The following is a 17,197-nucleotide window of genomic DNA, read 5'->3' on the forward strand; positions in this document are numbered from 1 at the left end:
CGGAGCGGCCCTGCGCGGGGCGGGCGGCGCCGGGATTTCCCGGCGTCCGAAAAATAATAGCCCGATTTTTCATGGCGACCCAGGATGGGCGTGATTCCCTTTTCAACATCGCATCGCAAAGGAGCACCCCATGGGTATCCGTTCCAAACTCTTTTTGCCCCTGCTGGGCATGGCCCTGGTCATGCTGGTCGGCGGCTATCTGATGCTGCGGTCCCAGTTCGCGGACCTGGAGAACTCCTTCGTCTCCCTGATCATGCGGGGCAAGATCGAGGACGTGCAGCAGTCCATCACCCAGATTTCCGAGAGCGCCCTGCAGCAGGCCGCGCTGTTCAGCCGCATGCCCGAGGTGGTCGAGGCCTATGCCGAGGCCAACCGGGGGAACATGGACGACGAGGCCGACCCCACGCTTCAGGCGGCCAGGGAGCGGCTGCGCGCGTCGCTGGCCCCCACGCTCAAGGGGTACAAGGAGAGCGTGGGCAAGAGCGTCCAGCTCCATTTCCACCTGCCCACGGCCCGCAGCCTGCTGCGCACCTGGCGCGAGAAGCAGGCCAGGAAGAACGGCAAGTGGGTGGACATCTCCGACGACCTTTCCGGATTCCGCAACACGGTCATCGACGTGAACAGGACCCACAAGCCGGTCCAGGGCATCGAGCCGGGCCGAGGCGGGTTCACCATCCGGGGGCTGGCCCCTGTGACCGGGCCCGACGGGGCGCATCTCGGGTCCGTGGAGGTCCTGCTCGGGTTCGACAACATCCTCAAGACCATGGAGGGTTCGGGGACCATCAGGGCCCTGCTGTACATGGACGCGAAGCTGCTGCCCGTGACCACCCAGTTGCAGGACCCGGCCAAGAACCCGGTCAAGGACGGCAGGTTCGTGCTCATCTACGGCCAGAAGAACGAGACGGCGCGGGAATTGGCCACAACGGCCCTGCTGGAGGGCGGCATGCGCTCGTCCCTGGTGGAGGTCGTGGGGCATGACGGCGTGGCCGTGTTCCCGGTCAAGGACTACCGGGGGGACACCATCGGCGCCATCCTCCTGTCCATGGACATCTCGGGCCAGCAGGCCATGATGTCGGCCGTGGCCTGGATGGTCGGCATCGGGCTGCTCATCGTCGTAATCGTGCCCCTGGTGATCATCTTCTGGGTGGTGGAATATTCCGTGAAGCGGCCCATCCAGCAGTGTGCGGAACTGGCCTCGGACATCGCCCAGGGCAACCTGGAGAGCCGGACGTGCAAGATGCGTTCGGACGAGATGGGCATCATCCTGGAGGGCATGTGCGACATGAACGCCCACCTGGCCGACACCATCGGCAACATCCGCGACATCTCGCGCGAGGTGGCCGAGGGGTGCGGCGAGCTCTCCCAGGCCAGCGACAGCCTGTCCCAGGGGGCCAACCGGCAGGCCGCCGGGATCGAGGAGATCGCGGCCAGCCTGGAGGAGATGTCGGGCTCCATCCGCCAGACCGCGGACATCGCGGCCAAGACCGAGACCACCGCGACCAAGGCGTCCAACGACGCCGAGACCGGGGGCCAGGCCGTGGCCCGCACCGTGGAGGCCATGAAGAAGATCGCGGACGAGATCGGGATCATCGAGGAGATCGCCCGCCAGACCAATCTGCTGGCCCTGAACGCGGCCATCGAGGCGGCCAGGGCCGGGGAGGCGGGCAAGGGGTTCGCCGTGGTTGCGGCCGAGGTGCGCAAGCTGGCCGAGCGCAGCGGCACGGCGGCGGCGGGCATCAGCGAGCTTTCCTCGAGCAGCGTGGCCGTGGCCGAGGAGGCCGGGGAACTGCTCAAGCGCATGGTCCCGGACATCAAGAGCACGGCCGAACTGATCCAGGAGATCGCGGCGGCCGCCGCCGAGCAGAGCCAGGGCATCGAGCAGGTGGCCCGGGCCATCCAGGACTCCGAGACCGTGGTCCAGCAGAACGCCTCCACCTCCGAGGAGGTCGCGGCCACGGCCGCCGCCCTGTCCGACAGCTCCCGGAGCCTGCACGAGGCCATCGGCCACTTCAAGCTGGGCGACGAGGACGGCGGGGACGGCCTGAAACGGTACTGATGCCGCCCGCGACGCACCGCGCAAAGGGATGCGCGGGGGGCCGTTTCGCGTTTTCGACGGGCCGCCGGTCAGGGGGCGTCCACGACCTCCACCGGGAGTTGGACCGTGAAGCGGGCTCCCCGGCCCGGCGCGCTGTCCACCTCGATGGTCCCTCGGCAGCGTTCCATCAACCGCTTGACGATGGATAGGCCGATGCCCAGGCCCGGTCCGCCCGCGGTCGTGGAGAAGGGGTCGAAGATGGTCGCGAGGTCTTCGGCCCGGATGCCCCGGCCCGTGTCCGACACGGTCAGGACCAGCGCCTCGGCGGGATTGTCCCGGGAGCCGAGTTCCACCCGGATGCCGCCCCGGTCGGTGTAGCGCACGGCGTTGCCCACCAGGTTCAGGGCCACCAGGCGCAGGACGCTTTCGCCGCCGCGCACCAGGGGGGGCGTGCCGTCGGCCGTTTCGGTGGTCAGGGCGAGCCCCCGGCTGCGCACCTGGAGCAGGGACATGTCCCGGACCGAGGCGAGCAGCTCGGCCGGGGAAAAGACGGTCGGGGCCGGCGCCATGGATTCCTGGCGGGAAAATTCGAGCACGCCGTCCACCAGGATGCCCAGCTTGCGGGCCGCCACCCCGGCCAGTTGGATGAGCTCTTCGCGTTCGCCCTGGTCCTCGGTCATGCGCAACAGCTCGAAGGCGTTGACGATGCCGATGAGGGGACTCTTCAGTTCGTGGCAGGCGGTGGTCAGGAAGGCCTCCCTGGATTGGTTCAGGCTGCGCAGGCTCTCGTGGGCCTTGGCCAGTTCCCGGCGGGACTCCTCCAGCAGCCGGGCCCGTTTGCGTAGCTCGCGGGTCCGGTTGAAGGAGAAGAGCACCAGGCAGACCAGGACCGCGGGCAGGATCAGGGCCAGCTCGTCCAGCTCCCAGCCCTCCCGCGCCCGGCTCCACCGGTGAAAGGCCTCGTAGGCGTCCAGCCGCACGAACAGCCAGATACCCGCCATCAGGACCGCCGCATAGACGGCCGTTTCCCCTATGTGCCTTTTTTCGATCATGCGCCCTCCGTAGCACAACACGAAATAAAGCGACAGCCATGTATAACAGCCTTGCGACGCGGCACCGCCGGACCCGGCGGGAGCCGGGCCGGGGCGAAGACAACCCTGGATTCCCGGCCCGTTCCCTGCTAGAACCAAGCGGCAAAGACACCCATGGAGGACACATGCGCATCCGATTGCTCGCCCTGACGCTCGCCCTGCTGTTCGCGACATGCCTGACCGCCTGCTCCGCCAAGGACGAGGCCGCGCAACAGCCCGTCCCGGACCAGGCCGCCGCCCAGGCGACCCCCGCCGACGGGGACCAGGCCGCCGCATCCACCACTCGCGCCATCCAGGAGGTCATCCCGGAAGGCCCGCTGGGCCAGGTGCAGCTCAGGAACGGGAGCACCCTCAAGATCGACGCCCTGCAGAAGCTGGGCGGCGATTACTGGGTCTACGTCACCGGCAAGCTTAACGGCCGCTCCTCCACGGTGGTCAGCCTGACCCGCTTCCGCGACCTGATGAACTGGCAGTCCATCGTCTTCCAGGACCCGCACACCTTCACCATCACCAACCGGCAGGGCAAGGAGTGGGCCTTCGAGGAAGCCAACTTCTATCTGGGCAGCGACAAGCCCGGCACCTATGCCTTCTACGTCCTGGACGACCGGCTGGACCAGGTCCTGACCGAGGTCGACAAGGGCGAAGTGGCCAACATCGATTTCCTCGTCAAATAGCTCGCGCGCCGGGCGCTCCGAACCCGCGAAGGCGTGGAAAAATCGCCTTCCCTTCTTGACGTCTAGAGATTCTCAAGATAATATATCGATAAGTTCCGTTCCTTGATTTTCCTTGTTTTACAAGGGTGACGATTGGTGACGATTCTCACACCAGGAGGACAGGTGATCCGACTCGCGTTTGGCTCCGCGCCCCGCAAAGTGGTTGTCAGGCTTGGCAAAACGAACCCGCTCACCCCCATGAAAATCACACGCCCGAAGGCGGTGTCCTGCGTCTGGGACGCCCGGTTCCGGACCCGGCCCCGGCGGCTGGCCCTGGCCACCCGCGGTACCGCCTCCACAACCCCGAGGATGAACAGCTACCATGGCAGATACTTATACGCATAAGGATTTGGCCGTGCTCTGCGGCGTCTCCGAGACGACCATCAAGAGCTACCGCCGCAAGTTTCCCGGTTTCATCCCGGTCCTGACCCGGGGCAAGCCCATCCGCTTCCGGCCCGAGGCGGGCGAGGTCTGCCTGAAGATCCGCGACTGCTTCGCCAAGGGGCTGTCCGTCAACGAGACTCACAAGATCTTGAAGGAACACTTCAAGGAAGAGCCGTCCGCCCGGCAGCGCCGCGCGTCCGCCCCCGCGTCCGCCGCGCCCGCGCCGACCGGGACGACGGCCGGGGTCTCCGAGGAATACCTGGAGCGGTTCTTCACCACGGCGGGGCAGATGATGCAGGGCATGGCCGGGCTGGCCACGGCCCAGGCCAAGGCCGAACAGCGGCTGCGCCGGGTGGAGTCCGCCCTGGAAAAGCTCCTGGAGGTGGAGGCCGAGAACAGGGCCCTGTTCGCCCGGTTCCTGGACCGGCCCGCGCCGCAGGGAAGCGCCGCCCAGGCCGCCGAACCCGCGCCCGAGTTTGAACCCGCGTCCGAATTCGCGCCGGAGCCCGAGCCCCGGCCCGAACCGCGCCTGCGGGCGCGCCGCATCGTCAACGTGCGCGGCCCCGAGGGCGACGTGGCCTCCTACGCCCTGGAGCAGGAGGCCGAGGCGGAGCCGGAGGACTTCCCGGAGGGAGAGCACCCGTCGGACGCCTTCCTGACGACCCCCATCGTCATCCGCAACGAGCACGGTGAATTCCTCGGCGTGCCCGGCAGGCTCCCCCTGGCCGGGTTCATCGCCATCCTGGTGCGCGGGGCCGACGGGACCTCGGTCCGCTGGACCCGGCGGGACGACGCCTGGATATTCACCATGACCGCGCCGGACAACGAGACCCACGACCTGTACTTCGTTTCCACCACCACCCCGCGCGGCAACCTGGTGGTCCTCCTAGAGCGGCTCGACGTCAACAACCTCCGGACCTCGCCCCAGTTCCTCCAGGAATTTTTCCGCCAGGTGAAGGACAAGGCCTGAGCCGGGCTTCCGGACTCCCCGGAACGAGAAGCGGCCCCGCCCGGATGACCGGGCGGGGCCGCTTTCCTGCGGAGGGTGGGCCGCTATTCCGGCTTGGGCGCCGGGGACGGGGCCACGGACTTGCCCCGGCTCCGGGCCATGGCCGTGCCGATGATCTCAGTGGCCGCGGCTACCATGCCGCCCATGCCCGCCAGATCGGCCGGGATGATCATGGTGTTGTTGGTCTTGGCCAGCTTGCCGAACTCGGCGACGTACTGCTGGGCGACCTTGAGGTTCATGGCCTCGGGTCCGCCGGGCAGGTTGACGGCCTCGGCGACCTTGCGGATGCCTTCGGCGGTGGCTTCGGCCACGAGCAGGATTTCCTGGGCCTGGCCTTCGGCCTCGTTGATGCGCTTCTGCTTTTCGCCCTCGGACACGTGGATGGCCTCCTGGCGCAAGCCCTCGGCGCGGTTGATGCGCGACTGGCGGTCGCCCTCGGAGATGGCGATCTCGGCGCGCTTCTCGCGTTCGGCCTTCATCTGCGCCTCCATGGCGGCCATGACCGTGCCCGGAGGGGTGATGTCCTTGATCTCGTAGCGCATGACCTTGATGCCCCATTCCTGGGCGGCCTCGTCCACGGCCTGGACCACCGAGGCGTTGATGGACTCGCGCTCCTCGAAGGTCTTGTCCAGGTCGATCTTGCCGATGGCCGAGCGCAGGGAGGTCTGGGCCAGCTGGGAGGCGGCGATGTAGTAGTTCTCGATGCCGTAGGCGGACATCTTGGCGTCGATGACCCGGATGTAGAGCACGCCGTCGATGGTCACGGACACGTTGTCGCGGGTGATGCAGGTCTGGGCCGGGACGTCCATGACCTCCTCCTTGAGGGAGCGCTTGTAGGCGATGCGGTCGATGAACGGGATGAGGATGTGCAGGCCCGCGCCGATGGTCTTGGCGTACTTGCCGAGCCGTTCGACCACGAACTGGCTTTTCTGGGGCACGACCACGGCGGTCTTGATGATCAGGACGACCACCAGCAGGACGAAGACCAGGGCCGTGATCAGGGAGGTCATGGTTGCGGGATCCATAGCTATTGCTCCTTTTCCACCACGAAGGTGTTCACGTCGTTTTCGTCACGCTTGACGATGCGGACCACGGAGCCCGGCTCCACGGCCCGGCCGCTCCGGGCGTTCCAGAAGGACCCCTGGAACTTAATCCGGCCGGACTGGGGCGGGCGGATGGCCTCGACCACCTCGGCCAGGGAGCCGACCACGTTGGGTTCCGGCTCGTCCTCGGCCTTTTCGCCGGAAAAGGTCTTGGCCATTACCTTGCGCAGCAGGAGGATGAGGATGATGGAGGAGAGGCCGAAGACCACCAGCTGGACCTGGACCGAGGCCCCGAAAAAGGCCGTGGCCCCGGCGATGAACGCGCCCAGGCCGAAGAAGATGACGATGAAGGCGGGCACCACCAGTTCGGCGATGACGAAGAACACGCCCACGCCCAGCCAGACGAGCCACTGTATGTTTTGCGCCGAGGCGAAATATTCCATGGGACCTCCCGGGTCACCATGAAAAGTAGCGGATTCGGCGCGGCTTGTCGATACGGACCGGCCTTGGCCTGGAACTACGGGGCCAGGACCTCGATGCGGTCGCCCCTTTTGACGGTCCCGCCCCGGATCACCCGGCCGAACACGCCCTCCAGGGGCATGATGCAGTGGCCCACCTGTTCGCGGATGGCGCACCCCTTGTGGCAGGTCTTGCCGATCTGGGTGATCTCGAGCAGGGTCCCGCCCACGGCCAGGCGCATGCCCGGCGCGAGCTCGGACGCGGCCAGGCCCGTGGTGGTGATGTTCTCCGCGAAGTCGCCCGCCTTGAGCGAGGCCAGGGCCGCGCGCATGTCCTCAATGCGTTCGAAGGCCAGCAGGCTGACCTGCCGCTCGCTGCCGCCGTGGGCGTCGTGCTCCACGCCGTGGTCCTCGATCAGGGTGATGGCCTGAACTTCATGCTTCCTCTCGCCCTTGCGGTCGCTGATGTTGACCGCCAGTACCGTTCCCATGTCGCCTCCGTGGTTGTATTCCAGACTGTTGAGGTATAGATTTACTCCCACGTCCGGAAATGGCAAGCCCGGATCGCCTTGCCCGCATTTTTGCACGGTTCCGCTTGCACATTGTTGCGCCGGTCGGCCATCTGGGCTAGGGTGCATCCGTTTCCGGCGCCGATTCACGGAACCCCGAATACCCATGAAAATCCGCATCCTTCTTTCGATACTCCTGCTCCTGGCCCTGGTTCTGCCCGCGCGGGCCCAGGACCCGGACTATTTGTCCATCATGGCCCACGAGTCCGAGATCAAGGCCATCGCCACGGTGGTCAAGGTCCAGATCATGGCCAACAACGCCGACGGCACCCTCAAGAACGTGACCTTCAAGACCGACTACGCCATCACGCCCTACGTACCCAAGAATTTCATCGGCGGGTGCAAGACCCTGGAGAGCGGCTGGCAGAAACGGGCCGAGGGCATGGTCTACTTCAATCCCAAGCCCGGCCAGAAGGTCTTCGTCACCGTGACCACCAACGGCGGGGCCATCACCAGCCTCACGCCCATGAACGCCGCCCTGGACCACGTCATCCGCAACGAGCCCTACCGGCTGAACTACAGCCACGGCAAGGCGTCCATCCAACCGCGCGACTGATCGCCGCGTTCCGGCCTCCGCGACCAAATCCGCGTTTTTTTTTGCCGCACCTCGGGTCGCGCCCTTGACTTGGCCGAACATTTGGCTATATTGCCAAACGTAGACCACGGAGGAACAGGTGATGCAGGAAATCGTGACGGCCAACCGCTTCGAGGCGCGGGCCAGGGTGGTCAAGGCCATGGCCCATTCGTCGAGACTGATGATGATCGACGAGCTGTCGCGCGGCGAGCGGTGCGTCTGCGACCTGCGCGAGCTGGTCGGGGCGGACATGTCCACCGTGTCCAAGCACCTGTCCGTGCTCAAGAAGGCGGGCATCGTCGAGGACGAGCGGCGCGGCAAGCAGATCTACTACCGGCTGCGCGTGCCCTGCGTGGTCAACTTCTTCCACTGCATCGAGTCCGTGCTGGAGGCGGGGGGGAAGTAGGGTGAAACGGGCCGATTTTTTTTGGAACAACACTTGGCGAAACAGCCAAACGAGGTAATCATGTCCGAACAGAACAACGTTTCCTGCGCCTGCCAGAGCGGCGCGCCCAAGGCGGCCCAAGACGCCAACGACGCCCATGACGCCAAGGGCAAGACCGGAGTGTGGCGCATCCTGCTGTTGCAGGTCCTGGCCGTGGCCGCGTGGTATCTTCTCTACAAACAGCTGCTGCCCTTTGCCGACTGGTTCGCCTACGGGCTGCTCGGGCTCGACCCGGCCAGCCACCTGGGCTCGGCCGTGCAGTTCTTCGTCTACGACACGCCCAAGGTGCTCATGCTCCTGCTGCTGGTGGTCTACGGCGTGGGCATCCTGCGCTCCTTCGTGACCGTCAACTGGACCCGGGCCTTCCTGGCCGGGAAGCGCGAGTCCGCGGGCAACGTCCTGGCCGCGCTGCTCGGCGTGGTCACGCCGTTCTGTTCCTGCTCGGCCGTGCCCCTGTTCATCGGGTTCATGACCGCGGGCATCCCCCTGGGCGTGACTTTCTCCTTCCTCATCGCCGCGCCCATGGTCAACGAGATCGCGTTGGTCCTGCTCTACGGCCTGCTCGGCTGGAAGGTGGCGGCCCTGTATTTCGCCACGGGCATCTCCATCGCCATCGTGGCGGGCTGGGTCATGGGCCGCATGCGGCTCGAACCCTACGTGGAGGACTGGGTCCGCGAGATCCGCGCGGGCGCGGCCGCGGACGAGCCGAACATGACCTGGAAGGACCGCTTCGCCTACGCCCTCGATTCCGTGCGCGACATCGTGGGCCGGGTCTGGAAGTACGTGATCCTCGGCATCGCCGTGGGCGCGGCCATCCACGGCTACGTGCCCGAAGGGCAGCTGGCCGGGATCATGGGTAGCCAGGCCTGGTGGTCCGTGCCCCTGTCCGTGCTGCTCGGCATCCCCATGTACACCAACGCGGCGGGCGTCATCCCGGTGGTCGAGGCCCTGCTCGGCAAGGGCGCGGCGCTGGGCACCACGCTGGCCTTCATGATGTCCGTCATCGCCCTGTCCTTCCCGGAGATGGTCATCCTGCGCAAGGTCCTCAAGCCGAGGCTCATCGCCGCCTTCATCGGCGTGGTCGGCTGCGGCATCCTCATCGTCGGCTATCTTTTCAACGCGATCATTTAGGCGATCACCCAGGCGATCATTCAAGCGATCATCCAACCAACATCACAGGAGTATATCATGAAGATTCTGGTCATGGGCCCCGGCTGCCCCAAGTGTGAACAGACCGAAAAGACCGTGCGCGAGGCCGTGGCCGAAGCGGGCGTCGAAGCGGACATCGAAAAGGTCAAGGATTTCCAGGAAATCGCCAAGTACGGCATCTTCTCCACCCCGGCCGTGGTCATCGACGGCGAGGTCAAGGTCGTGGGCAAGGCCCCGTCCAAGAAAGACGTGCTCGGCTGGCTGAAGTAACGGCGGAAGCGAGGAGGAAATCCATCATGTCCGATTGCGCTTGTTCCTGTCAGGCGGCCCCGAAATTCGTGTTTTCCTGCTCCGGCGCGGCGGACGTCGGCGAGGTGGCGGACCAGGCCGCCCGCGCCGTGTCGCGCGAGGGCACGGCCAAGGTGTTCTGCCTGGCCGGCATCGGCGGCAAGGTGTCCGGCATCGTCAAGTCCACCGAGGCGGCGGACAAGGTGGTGGCCATCGACGGCTGCCCCCTGAACTGCGCCCGCAAGACCCTGGAGGAGGCGGGCTTCACGGAGTTCGAACACATCCAGCTGTCCGACCTCGGCCTGGCCAAGGGCCAGTCTCCGGCCACCCCGGAAAACATCCAGACCGTGATGCGGGCCGTGACCGGGGCGCTCTCGAAGTAGCCCGGCCCCAGCAACGCAAAGCCCCCCGCGACGCCGGTTGCGGGGGGCTTTTTTTACGGGCCGTGTTGTACGGTGCGGTTAACATGCCCGGATCACCGCCGCGCCATGGAAAAAGGAGGCCCGTGTGCGTTCACGGGCCTCCTGGACCGTTCGTTGGATGGCGGGAACCTCCCGGCTCATATGAGTGATCTTGGCATCCGTGACCTGAATGACATCCACGAAATTGGACCCGTTGGTAACATATCCGATCTCGCTCTTCAGTGTTTTCCCCGATTGAAGGGTGACAAGGACGTCGTAATGCGAATCACGGGTCACAACGTAGCGGATCGCGGCGAACTCCCCTTTCGGGATACCGGAGAGCACGTAGGATTGCCCGCAAACGGATATCGTGGCGGAAGTGATCGCCTGTGAACTCCGGTTGCTCAACAAGGCAAGCCCCAGGTCGGGGGAAAAGAAGGCTGCATTGATTTTCCCTCCAAGTCATAAGGCAACCAGAAATCCTATTACCAGCAAACTTATTTTCTTCATCATTCGAACCAGTATTTATCGGGATTATAGGGGTTGAGCTGCACCCCGTCTTTGGGCATTTTTTGCAATTTTTTCCGGTCCACAGGTCTTTTCCCCCGGGCAGCGGCTCTCTCCCCCGCTATCGGAAGCCGCCCCCCTGCGCGCAAGCAACAATGAAAAAAAGGGGCCACTGCGTCAGCAGCGGCCCCTTTTTTTCATTGTTGCTTGCGCGCCCCTACAAAACAGGGAGGTACTTGTCCAATTCGTATTCGGTGACCTGGGTGCGGTATTCGTCCCACTCGGCGATCTTGTTCTCGACCAGGGCGGTGTGCAGGTGCTCGCCCAGAATCTCCTTCATGAAGGTGGATTTCTGCAGGTTCATGGCCGCCTCGTACAGGGAGCCGGGCAGCGCCTTGATCCGGTTGCGCTTGAGCTGCCGGTCGTTCATGGCGAAGATGTCCTCTTCCACCGGGTCGGCCAGGACGTAGTTCTCCTCGATGCCCCTGAGGCCCGAGGCAAGCTGCACGGCGAAGGCCAGGTACGGGTTGGCCGCCGGGTCCGGGCAGCGCAGCTCCATGCGGGTGGCGTTCTCCTTGCCGGGCTTGTACATGGGCACGCGGACCAGGGCCGAGCGGTTGCGCCGCGCCCAGGCGATGTACACCGGGGCCTCGTAGCCGGGCACCAGCCGCTTGTAGGAGTTGACCCACTGGTTGGTCACGCAGACGAACTCCGGGGCGTGCTTGAGGATGCCCGCGATATAGGCCTTGCCCTCGGCGGACAGGTGGTATTCGTCGTTGGCGTCGTAGAAGACGTTGCGGCCGTTCTTGAACAGGGACTGGTGGACGTGCATGCCCGAGCCGTTCTCGCCGAAGATGGGCTTGGGCATGAAGGTGGCGTAGCAGCCGAATTTGCGCGCGGTCTCCTTGACCACCACCCGGTAGGTCATGGCCGTGTCGGCCATCTTCATGCCTTCCTGGTAGCGCAGGTCGATCTCATGCTGGGACGGGGCCACCTCGTGGTGGGAGTATTCCACCTGGATGCCCATGGCGCCCAGGGCGAAGATGATGTCGCGGCGGATGTTGTTGCCGAGGTCCAGGGGCGGGGCGTCGAAGTAGCCGCCCGAGTCCAGGGTCTCGGTGTCCTGGTCGTCGGCGAAGAGGAAGAATTCGAGCTCCGGGCCCACGTAGAAGGTGTAGCCCTTCTCGGCGGCCTGGGCCATGACCTTCTTGAGCACGTAGCGGGAGTCGGCCTCGAACGGGGAGCCGTCAGGGTTGACCACGTCGCAGAACATGCGGGCCACGGGCCGCTCGGCGGGCCGCCAGGAGCAGATCTGGAAGGTGGTCGGATCGGGCATGGCGACCATGTCGGACTCGTCGATGCGGCAGAAACCGAGGATGGACGAGCCGTCGAAGCCCATGCCCTCCTCGAAGGAGGCCTCGAGTTCGTTGGGCGTGATCTGGAAGCTTTTCAGGGTGCCGAGGATGTCCACGAACCAGTACTGGATGAAGCTGACGTCATAGTCCTTGACGGCCTTCATCACGTCGTCCGCGTTCTTGCAGTTGAAAACAGGGATACTCATGCAAACTCCTCCGGTTGGGATGTTGGAGCAATGGGCCGCACGTTCCAGGGCGGCCCCGGGCCGGATCGGCCATGCCGGTGTTGTGCGGGATGATATGTCCAGAGGTTTACCCGTTTTTGCGGGGCGGGAGCAACAGAAATGTCCCGAAATTTGTTACGGACACGCGAGAAGGCGGATTTTCGCCGAAAAATGACGAAAACGGGGCGGGGTGCGGGCTCGGTTCGTGCCGCACGGCCGGTGCGCGCGGCGCCTGGCGTCGGTTCGGCGGGGTGTGCAGTCCGCCCGCATCTCGTCCTAGGGTCTCCACCGTGTAACGATTCGTGGCGCAGGCATGAAATGCTGGCGTTTTGCGATAATGCATATTAGTAAATGCGTGGCCGATAGACGGTCGCTTCATCCATCAGGGCAGAATTCATGCAGGCCGCAATCCGTTGCGGAGGGATTTCGTATTGATGGCTGTCGGACGACAGCCGGGACAGGGATACAAGGGACGGGAATGACAGTTGGTCTGAAAAAACGCGGTTTTCTTATCGACATGCACTACTTCAGGGCCTTCGCCATATTGAACGTGGCCCTGGTGCATACCTGGAAGCAACCCGTGGGAGTCCCCGCGGCAGCCTGGCCATACAGCTTCAAGGTGCTAAGAGAGGTTTTGTTTCATGACAGTACCATTTACTTCATCTTTATCTCGGGATTTCTTTTCGACTACCTGGCCTATCGATTCGATGTGAAGAAGTACTATAAAAATAAAATACTCAATGTGATATGCCCATACGTTATCATCAGCACGCTGATATATTTGTATAAAGTATGGATGAACGGCGGTCTCAAGTTCTCGTACCTGCAGACGATGCTGTATGGACGGGCTGAGATACAGTATTGGTATATCCCGTTCATCAGCCTGGTCTTCGCGGTCAGTCCGCTATTGTTGAAAATCAAAAAACAGCATTTCATTCCTCTCGTCGCGATCGGCATGGTCTTTCCGTTGCTGGGAACGAGAACGACGATAGATGTCTCGATCGGGCAATATGTATACTTCTTTCCCGTTTACTGCTTCGGGGCTGCCTGTTCCAGGTCGTATGATGAATTTGTCACCGTTTGCGAGAAGTACTTCAAATATTTCAGCGGGCTTGCGATACTTCTCAGCGGCCTGTTGGTGTTTCTGGTCTATTACAATGTCCACGGCAGGTATTTTCTGTTGAATACGGAGTCCATATATTACCTGCAAAAAATGATGATCCTGTTCTGCGCCGTCAAGGTGCTGCAGATGCTGAAGCAGCGGGATATATATGTATTCAACCTGCTCGCAAACTATAGTTTCGCCATCTATTTCCTGCACACCGTGGTGTTCCGTTGCTGCGGCTCGGTGCTGATGACCGTTTTCCCCGATCCCGATCAACTGTATTGGCCCGTGGTCGGCACGTTGCTGACGTTGGCAGCGCTTGCCCTGACCATCCTGCTTTCCGTGGGATGCAAGAAGGTCCTGGGCCGGTATTCGAGGATGATCATCGGCGCTTGAGCGGGTCCTTGAGGTCGGACTTGATGAGCAGGTGGTTGAGCTGGTCGGTGTTGCGGCGTGGGCGGACTCCTGCATGGAAAAATCGGCGACCATTCCCGCCGGACCGCCTGTGTCGCTCGTCTCGGCAGTATTCCGTTACATATATGTATAATACTCAGGGGAAGCTGGTGTTTTGCACTTATACATATTAGAAAACTCGTGGCCGAAAAATTGGTCGCTTTCCGCGTAAAGGCCGGGACCTTGTGGAGTATGAATATCGTATGGTGAGGCTGTACTTGTGGATTCTCAGCGGTTGTTAAAAATGGATGAAAAGAAATGACTGTGGGTCTTAAAAAGCGCGGTTTTCTGATCGATATGCACTACTTTCGTGCATTTGCAATACTCAACGTGGCTTTGATCCATACCCTTCGGCTGCCAACGGGGGTGCCTGCGGAGGCATTGCCCTACAGGTATATTCTGCTGCGGGAAATTCTATTTCATAACAGTACAATTTATTTCATTTTTATTTCCGGGTTCCTTTTCGACTACTTGTCATATAGATTTGATTTGAAAAAGTATTACAAGGGAAAGATATTAAACGTACTATCTCCGTATGTCATAATTAGCACACTGATTTTTTTATATAATTCATATGTGATAGGCAATTACGATCTTTCCTATCTGTATGCGATAGTGCACGGAAAGGTTGAAGTGCAGTATTGGTATATACCGTTTATCAGCCTTGTTTTCCTGGTAAGTCCTCTCTTATCGAAGATAAAAGACAATTTATTTGTTCCGTTATCATTGATCTGTATTCTGTTGCCATTGCTGGGGACAAGAACAGGTACTAATATATCATGGGGACAGTATGTGTTCTTCTTCCCTATTTATTGTTTTGGAGCCGCCTGTTCCAGGCATTATGATGAATTCGTAGCGATATGTGAGCGTTATTACAAATGGTTTGCCGTGTCCGCTGTACTGCTCAGCGGGCTATTGGCGGTCATGACACTTAAGCAAATTCGGGTCAGCGGCTACTTCAACATTGAATCCGTGTATTTTATGCAAAAAATGATGATCCTGTTTGTAACGGTCAAGATTCTACAAATGTTGAAACAAAGAAATTTCTACATCATCAATTTGCTCGCAAGCTATAGTTTCGCCATCTATTTCCTACATACCGTGGCGTTTCGTTTTTGCAGTTGGGTCCTGTTGACCATTGTCCCGGATAGTAGCCAATTGAATTGGCCCGTCGCCGCCATGTTGCTGGCCATAATGGCGCTTGCCCTGACCATCCTGCTTTCCGTGGGGTGCAAGAAGGTCCTGGGCCGGTATTCGCGAATGATCATCGGTGCTTGAGCCGGTGCCGCCCCCAGGGGGCGCATGGATCGCCGCCGTCGGCCGTGCCGCCGCACCCGGCCGGACGGTCCGGCGTGTCCGGCCGCGAACCGGATTGCGGCCCGCGTCGGCCCCTAGCGGGGCTTGAGCCAATCCTTGAGGCCGTATTTGATGAGCAGGTGGTTGAGCTGGCCGGTGTTGCGCAGGGTGTAGACGCCCTGGTCCAGGATGTCGGCCAGGAGCCGGGATTTGGGCATGTTGGCCGGGGACAGGCCGAAGAAGAGTTCGTGGGCGCCCGTCTCGCTGCACCCGGCCACGAAAACCTGGCCCTCAAGGCCCGCCTGCTGGACGTAGTAGTCCACCACGGCCCGGTTGCCGGGGATGACCTGGACCCGTCCCTCGGCGAGCATGGCCAGCATGCGCGCGAAGGCGTCCTGGCCGTGCAGGGCGTGGAACCGCTCGGGGCTCCGTCCGATGGCCTCCATGAACCATCCGGGATAGTTGTGACCCTGGACATAGCCGGTGACCACGCCGGTCAGGGACTGCGGCCCGGTGAACCGCCAGCCGGAGTCCATGGTGAAGAAGCAGAGCTCGCTCCGCCCCAGGGAGGTCTTGGGGTAGATGAAGTCCGGCAGCTCGTCCGGGGTCACGCCGATGAGGATGTCGGCCTGGCCCGAACGCACGTCCCGCACCGCCCGCTTCCACGGCAGCTCGCGGTAGTCCACGGTGAATCCGCGCGTCTCGAACACGGCGCGCAATATCTCCACGGCGTACCCCTCGCGCGCCGAGCCCGGCGTGCCGTTGTAGGGCATCCAGGAGTCCGCGACCACGACCACGCGCTCCTGGGCGCGGGCCGGGCAGGCGGCCAGGAGCAACAGGCCGGCCAGGCAGCAGGCCAGATACCGGGCCCGGATGCGGGCCGCGGACGACGGTCGGATTTTCATGGACGACAACGGTTCCGGTCCGGCAAGGGGCCCCCGCAGGGACTACTTCACCACCAGCACGGGCTTGGATGTGGTCTGGAGCACCTTGTGGGTGACCGAGCCGAGGAACAGCCCCTCCAGGTCGGACTTGCCCTTGGACCCCATGATGATGACGTCGCACTTCTCGTTGTCGGCCACGTTGCTGATGACCTCGGCCACGTCGCCGCCGATGACCAGCTCCTGGAAGTCCACCTTGGCGTTGGTCAGCTTGGCCCGGTAGTGGACCATGACCTCCTCGGCGATCTTGTTCAGGTATTCGAGCAGCTCGCCCGCGTTGGGCTGGCCCAGCCCGGTGGGCACGGTCCGGCGTACGGTCAGCAGGATGACGGTGGCCTCGTTACCGGCCAGGTCGATGGCCATGTCGGCGGCGGCGTCGGACAGTCGGGACCCGTCCACGGGGAGAAGAATTCGAGAGATGTGCATGAGCCCACTCCTTGATGTTTCGTGTTCTCGGCGCGTCCCGGAACGGGAACGTACCTGAAGCATACACCATGGAGCGCGGTGCTGCCAACCCGATTGTACAATCAATCGGTCGGAATCATTCCCATGAAGGAGAGCAGGGCCCGGTCCAGCGTCTCGGGATCGGCCTGGTCCGCCACCCCGGTCCGGGCCTGGGGGTCGAGCACGCCGAGCTTGCGGAAGAAGGCCTCGGCCCCGGCCGAGCGGAAGCAGACCCCGTCGCAGGAGCGGAACCCGGCCCGGTACATGGGCTTGGCCAGCCTGGCCAGGAGCCGCCCGGTGAACCCGGTCCCGGCAAAGGCGAAGCCCGGCCCGTCCACCAGGGCGAAGACCCGCTTGTCCTCGCCCACCCAGATCAGGCGCGCGGCCAGGGAGCCGTAGACCACGGGCTTGGCTCCCACGGACAGGACCAGACCGGGCCGCACGCGGAACAGAATCTGCTTGAGGTGGAGCAGGGTGCCCATGTCGGCGATGGGGGTCAGCGAGCGCGGCGAGAGCGGGTACATGGCGTACTCCACGCCGAGGGCCTCGAACCCTGTCGAGGTCTCCGGGCCGCTGCCCGGCGCCAGGGCGCTGACCTCGTGGCCCATGGAGGCCAGGCCCGACAGCAGGGCGCCGTGTTCGGCCAGCAGGGTCTCGGCGTTTTCGTGGATGACGGCGATCTTCATGGCGGTTCCTCGGCTTGCGGAAAAACG

Annotated in this window: 19 protein-coding genes; 10 read left to right on the forward strand and 9 right to left on the reverse strand. The window is 63.0% G+C overall.

Going from position 1 to position 17,197, the window contains the following annotated elements:
• Positions 1-130: 130 nt before the first annotated feature.
• Positions 131-2,056 (forward strand): methyl-accepting chemotaxis protein, encoded by a 1,926-nt coding sequence (locus tag DND132_RS11560; RefSeq protein ID WP_014322932.1) that lies wholly within the window; start codon positions 131-133, stop codon positions 2,054-2,056.
• Between the two features lie 68 nt (positions 2,057-2,124).
• Here DND132_RS11560 and DND132_RS11565 read toward each other — a convergent pair whose 3' ends face one another.
• A complete protein-coding gene (locus tag DND132_RS11565; RefSeq protein ID WP_014322933.1) occupies positions 2,125-3,087 on the reverse strand; it encodes a sensor histidine kinase in 963 nt (320 codons plus the stop codon).
• A gap of 164 nt (positions 3,088-3,251) precedes the next feature.
• On the opposite strand from DND132_RS11565, the gene DND132_RS11570 reads away from it, so the two are divergent.
• Positions 3,252-3,800 (forward strand): hypothetical protein, encoded by a 549-nt coding sequence (locus DND132_RS11570; protein WP_014322934.1) that lies wholly within the window; start codon positions 3,252-3,254, stop codon positions 3,798-3,800.
• A gap of 361 nt (positions 3,801-4,161) precedes the next feature.
• Positions 4,162-5,193, forward strand: a complete 1,032-nt coding sequence (locus tag DND132_RS11580) for a MerR family transcriptional regulator (RefSeq protein WP_014322936.1) — start codon at positions 4,162-4,164, stop codon at positions 5,191-5,193.
• Between the two features lie 83 nt (positions 5,194-5,276).
• Here the strand turns inward: DND132_RS11580 and DND132_RS11585 are convergent, their stop codons facing one another.
• The 3 genes from DND132_RS11585 to DND132_RS11595 all read right to left on the reverse strand — a co-directional run bounded on the left by DND132_RS11585 (position 5,277) and on the right by DND132_RS11595 (position 7,224).
• Positions 5,277-6,257 carry an SPFH domain-containing protein gene (locus tag DND132_RS11585; protein WP_014322937.1) on the reverse strand — a complete coding sequence of 327 codons (981 nt, stop codon included), beginning with the start codon at positions 6,255-6,257 and terminating at the stop codon, positions 5,277-5,279.
• A gap of 2 nt (positions 6,258-6,259) precedes the next feature.
• A complete protein-coding gene (locus tag DND132_RS11590; protein ID WP_014322938.1) occupies positions 6,260-6,718 on the reverse strand; it encodes an NfeD family protein in 459 nt (152 codons plus the stop codon).
• Positions 6,719-6,792: 74 nt separating this feature from the next.
• Entirely contained in the window at positions 6,793-7,224 is a 432-nt protein-coding gene (locus DND132_RS11595; RefSeq protein ID WP_014322939.1) for an MOSC domain-containing protein, read from the reverse strand.
• Positions 7,225-7,408: 184 nt separating this feature from the next.
• On the opposite strand from DND132_RS11595, the gene DND132_RS11600 reads away from it, so the two are divergent.
• The 5 genes from DND132_RS11600 (at position 7,409) to DND132_RS11620 (ending at position 10,141) form a co-directional block, all read left to right on the forward strand.
• Positions 7,409-7,858 carry a hypothetical protein gene (locus DND132_RS11600; RefSeq protein WP_014322940.1) on the forward strand — a complete coding sequence of 150 codons (450 nt, stop codon included), beginning with the start codon at positions 7,409-7,411 and terminating at the stop codon, positions 7,856-7,858.
• Between the two features lie 121 nt (positions 7,859-7,979).
• Positions 7,980-8,282, forward strand: a complete 303-nt coding sequence (locus DND132_RS11605) for an ArsR/SmtB family transcription factor (protein ID WP_014322941.1) — start codon at positions 7,980-7,982, stop codon at positions 8,280-8,282.
• Positions 8,283-8,342: 60 nt separating this feature from the next.
• Complete coding sequence (locus DND132_RS11610) at positions 8,343-9,452, forward strand: permease (protein WP_014322942.1); 1,110 nt, start codon at positions 8,343-8,345, stop codon at positions 9,450-9,452.
• A 57-nt stretch (positions 9,453-9,509) separates the two neighbouring features.
• Positions 9,510-9,740 carry a thioredoxin family protein gene (locus DND132_RS11615; protein WP_014322943.1) on the forward strand — a complete coding sequence of 77 codons (231 nt, stop codon included), beginning with the start codon at positions 9,510-9,512 and terminating at the stop codon, positions 9,738-9,740.
• A gap of 26 nt (positions 9,741-9,766) precedes the next feature.
• Positions 9,767-10,141 (forward strand): putative zinc-binding protein, encoded by a 375-nt coding sequence (locus DND132_RS11620; protein WP_014322944.1) that lies wholly within the window; start codon positions 9,767-9,769, stop codon positions 10,139-10,141.
• Positions 10,142-10,219: 78 nt separating this feature from the next.
• Here the strand turns inward: DND132_RS11620 and DND132_RS11625 are convergent, their stop codons facing one another.
• Together DND132_RS11625 and DND132_RS11630 are read right to left on the reverse strand one after the other, a co-directional pair.
• A complete protein-coding gene (locus DND132_RS11625; protein WP_041915787.1) occupies positions 10,220-10,570 on the reverse strand; it encodes a hypothetical protein in 351 nt (116 codons plus the stop codon).
• A gap of 313 nt (positions 10,571-10,883) precedes the next feature.
• Positions 10,884-12,227, reverse strand: a complete 1,344-nt coding sequence (locus DND132_RS11630; protein ID WP_014322945.1) for a glutamine synthetase family protein — start codon at positions 12,225-12,227, stop codon at positions 10,884-10,886.
• A 373-nt stretch (positions 12,228-12,600) separates the two neighbouring features.
• Between DND132_RS11630 and DND132_RS11635 the strand changes: the two genes are divergently transcribed.
• Together DND132_RS11635 and DND132_RS11640 are read left to right on the forward strand one after the other, a co-directional pair.
• A complete protein-coding gene (locus DND132_RS11635) occupies positions 12,601-13,746 on the forward strand; it encodes an acyltransferase family protein (protein ID WP_190275285.1) in 1,146 nt (381 codons plus the stop codon).
• Positions 13,747-14,061: 315 nt separating this feature from the next.
• Entirely contained in the window at positions 14,062-15,081 is a 1,020-nt protein-coding gene (locus DND132_RS11640; protein WP_041915788.1) for an acyltransferase family protein, read from the forward strand.
• A gap of 113 nt (positions 15,082-15,194) precedes the next feature.
• Here the strand turns inward: DND132_RS11640 and DND132_RS17715 are convergent, their stop codons facing one another.
• The 3 genes from DND132_RS17715 to DND132_RS11655 all read right to left on the reverse strand — a co-directional run bounded on the left by DND132_RS17715 (position 15,195) and on the right by DND132_RS11655 (position 17,170).
• Positions 15,195-16,004: a substrate-binding periplasmic protein gene (locus DND132_RS17715; RefSeq protein ID WP_014322948.1), complete on the reverse strand. Its 810-nt coding sequence runs from the start codon at positions 16,002-16,004 to the stop codon at positions 15,195-15,197.
• A gap of 42 nt (positions 16,005-16,046) precedes the next feature.
• Positions 16,047-16,466 carry a universal stress protein gene (locus DND132_RS11650; RefSeq protein ID WP_014322949.1) on the reverse strand — a complete coding sequence of 140 codons (420 nt, stop codon included), beginning with the start codon at positions 16,464-16,466 and terminating at the stop codon, positions 16,047-16,049.
• 101 nt (positions 16,467-16,567) lie between these two features.
• A complete protein-coding gene (locus tag DND132_RS11655) occupies positions 16,568-17,170 on the reverse strand; it encodes a glycosyltransferase (protein WP_014322950.1) in 603 nt (200 codons plus the stop codon).
• Between the last annotated feature and the right edge of the window lie 27 nt (positions 17,171-17,197).

Origin of the sequence: Pseudodesulfovibrio mercurii (assembly GCF_000189295.2) — a bacterium.
GTDB lineage: Bacteria > Desulfobacterota > Desulfovibrionia > Desulfovibrionales > Desulfovibrionaceae > Pseudodesulfovibrio > Pseudodesulfovibrio mercurii.

What these genes read in the sequence shown, in the direction of transcription:
- DND132_RS11610 (WP_014322942.1), top strand. Translation starts at nt 8,343, where the DNA reads ATGTCCGAACAGAACAACGTTTCCTGCGCCTGCCAGAGCGGCGCGCCC.
- DND132_RS11590 (WP_014322938.1), bottom strand. Translation starts at nt 6,718, where the DNA reads ATGGAATATTTCGCCTCGGCGCAAAACATACAGTGGCTCGTCTGGCTG.
- DND132_RS11620 (WP_014322944.1), top strand. Translation starts at nt 9,767, where the DNA reads ATGTCCGATTGCGCTTGTTCCTGTCAGGCGGCCCCGAAATTCGTGTTT.
- DND132_RS11585 (WP_014322937.1), bottom strand. Translation starts at nt 6,257, where the DNA reads ATGGATCCCGCAACCATGACCTCCCTGATCACGGCCCTGGTCTTCGTC.
- DND132_RS11580 (WP_014322936.1), top strand. Translation starts at nt 4,162, where the DNA reads ATGGCAGATACTTATACGCATAAGGATTTGGCCGTGCTCTGCGGCGTC.
- DND132_RS11600 (WP_014322940.1), top strand. Translation starts at nt 7,409, where the DNA reads ATGAAAATCCGCATCCTTCTTTCGATACTCCTGCTCCTGGCCCTGGTT.
- DND132_RS11595 (WP_014322939.1), bottom strand. Translation starts at nt 7,224, where the DNA reads ATGGGAACGGTACTGGCGGTCAACATCAGCGACCGCAAGGGCGAGAGG.
- DND132_RS17715 (WP_014322948.1), bottom strand. Translation starts at nt 16,004, where the DNA reads ATGAAAATCCGACCGTCGTCCGCGGCCCGCATCCGGGCCCGGTATCTG.
- DND132_RS11640 (WP_041915788.1), top strand. Translation starts at nt 14,062, where the DNA reads ATGACTGTGGGTCTTAAAAAGCGCGGTTTTCTGATCGATATGCACTAC.
- DND132_RS11655 (WP_014322950.1), bottom strand. Translation starts at nt 17,170, where the DNA reads ATGAAGATCGCCGTCATCCACGAAAACGCCGAGACCCTGCTGGCCGAA.
- DND132_RS11605 (WP_014322941.1), top strand. Translation starts at nt 7,980, where the DNA reads ATGCAGGAAATCGTGACGGCCAACCGCTTCGAGGCGCGGGCCAGGGTG.
- DND132_RS11570 (WP_014322934.1), top strand. Translation starts at nt 3,252, where the DNA reads ATGCGCATCCGATTGCTCGCCCTGACGCTCGCCCTGCTGTTCGCGACA.
- DND132_RS11630 (WP_014322945.1), bottom strand. Translation starts at nt 12,227, where the DNA reads ATGAGTATCCCTGTTTTCAACTGCAAGAACGCGGACGACGTGATGAAG.
- DND132_RS11560 (WP_014322932.1), top strand. Translation starts at nt 131, where the DNA reads ATGGGTATCCGTTCCAAACTCTTTTTGCCCCTGCTGGGCATGGCCCTG.
- DND132_RS11615 (WP_014322943.1), top strand. Translation starts at nt 9,510, where the DNA reads ATGAAGATTCTGGTCATGGGCCCCGGCTGCCCCAAGTGTGAACAGACC.
- DND132_RS11650 (WP_014322949.1), bottom strand. Translation starts at nt 16,466, where the DNA reads ATGCACATCTCTCGAATTCTTCTCCCCGTGGACGGGTCCCGACTGTCC.
- DND132_RS11565 (WP_014322933.1), bottom strand. Translation starts at nt 3,087, where the DNA reads ATGATCGAAAAAAGGCACATAGGGGAAACGGCCGTCTATGCGGCGGTC.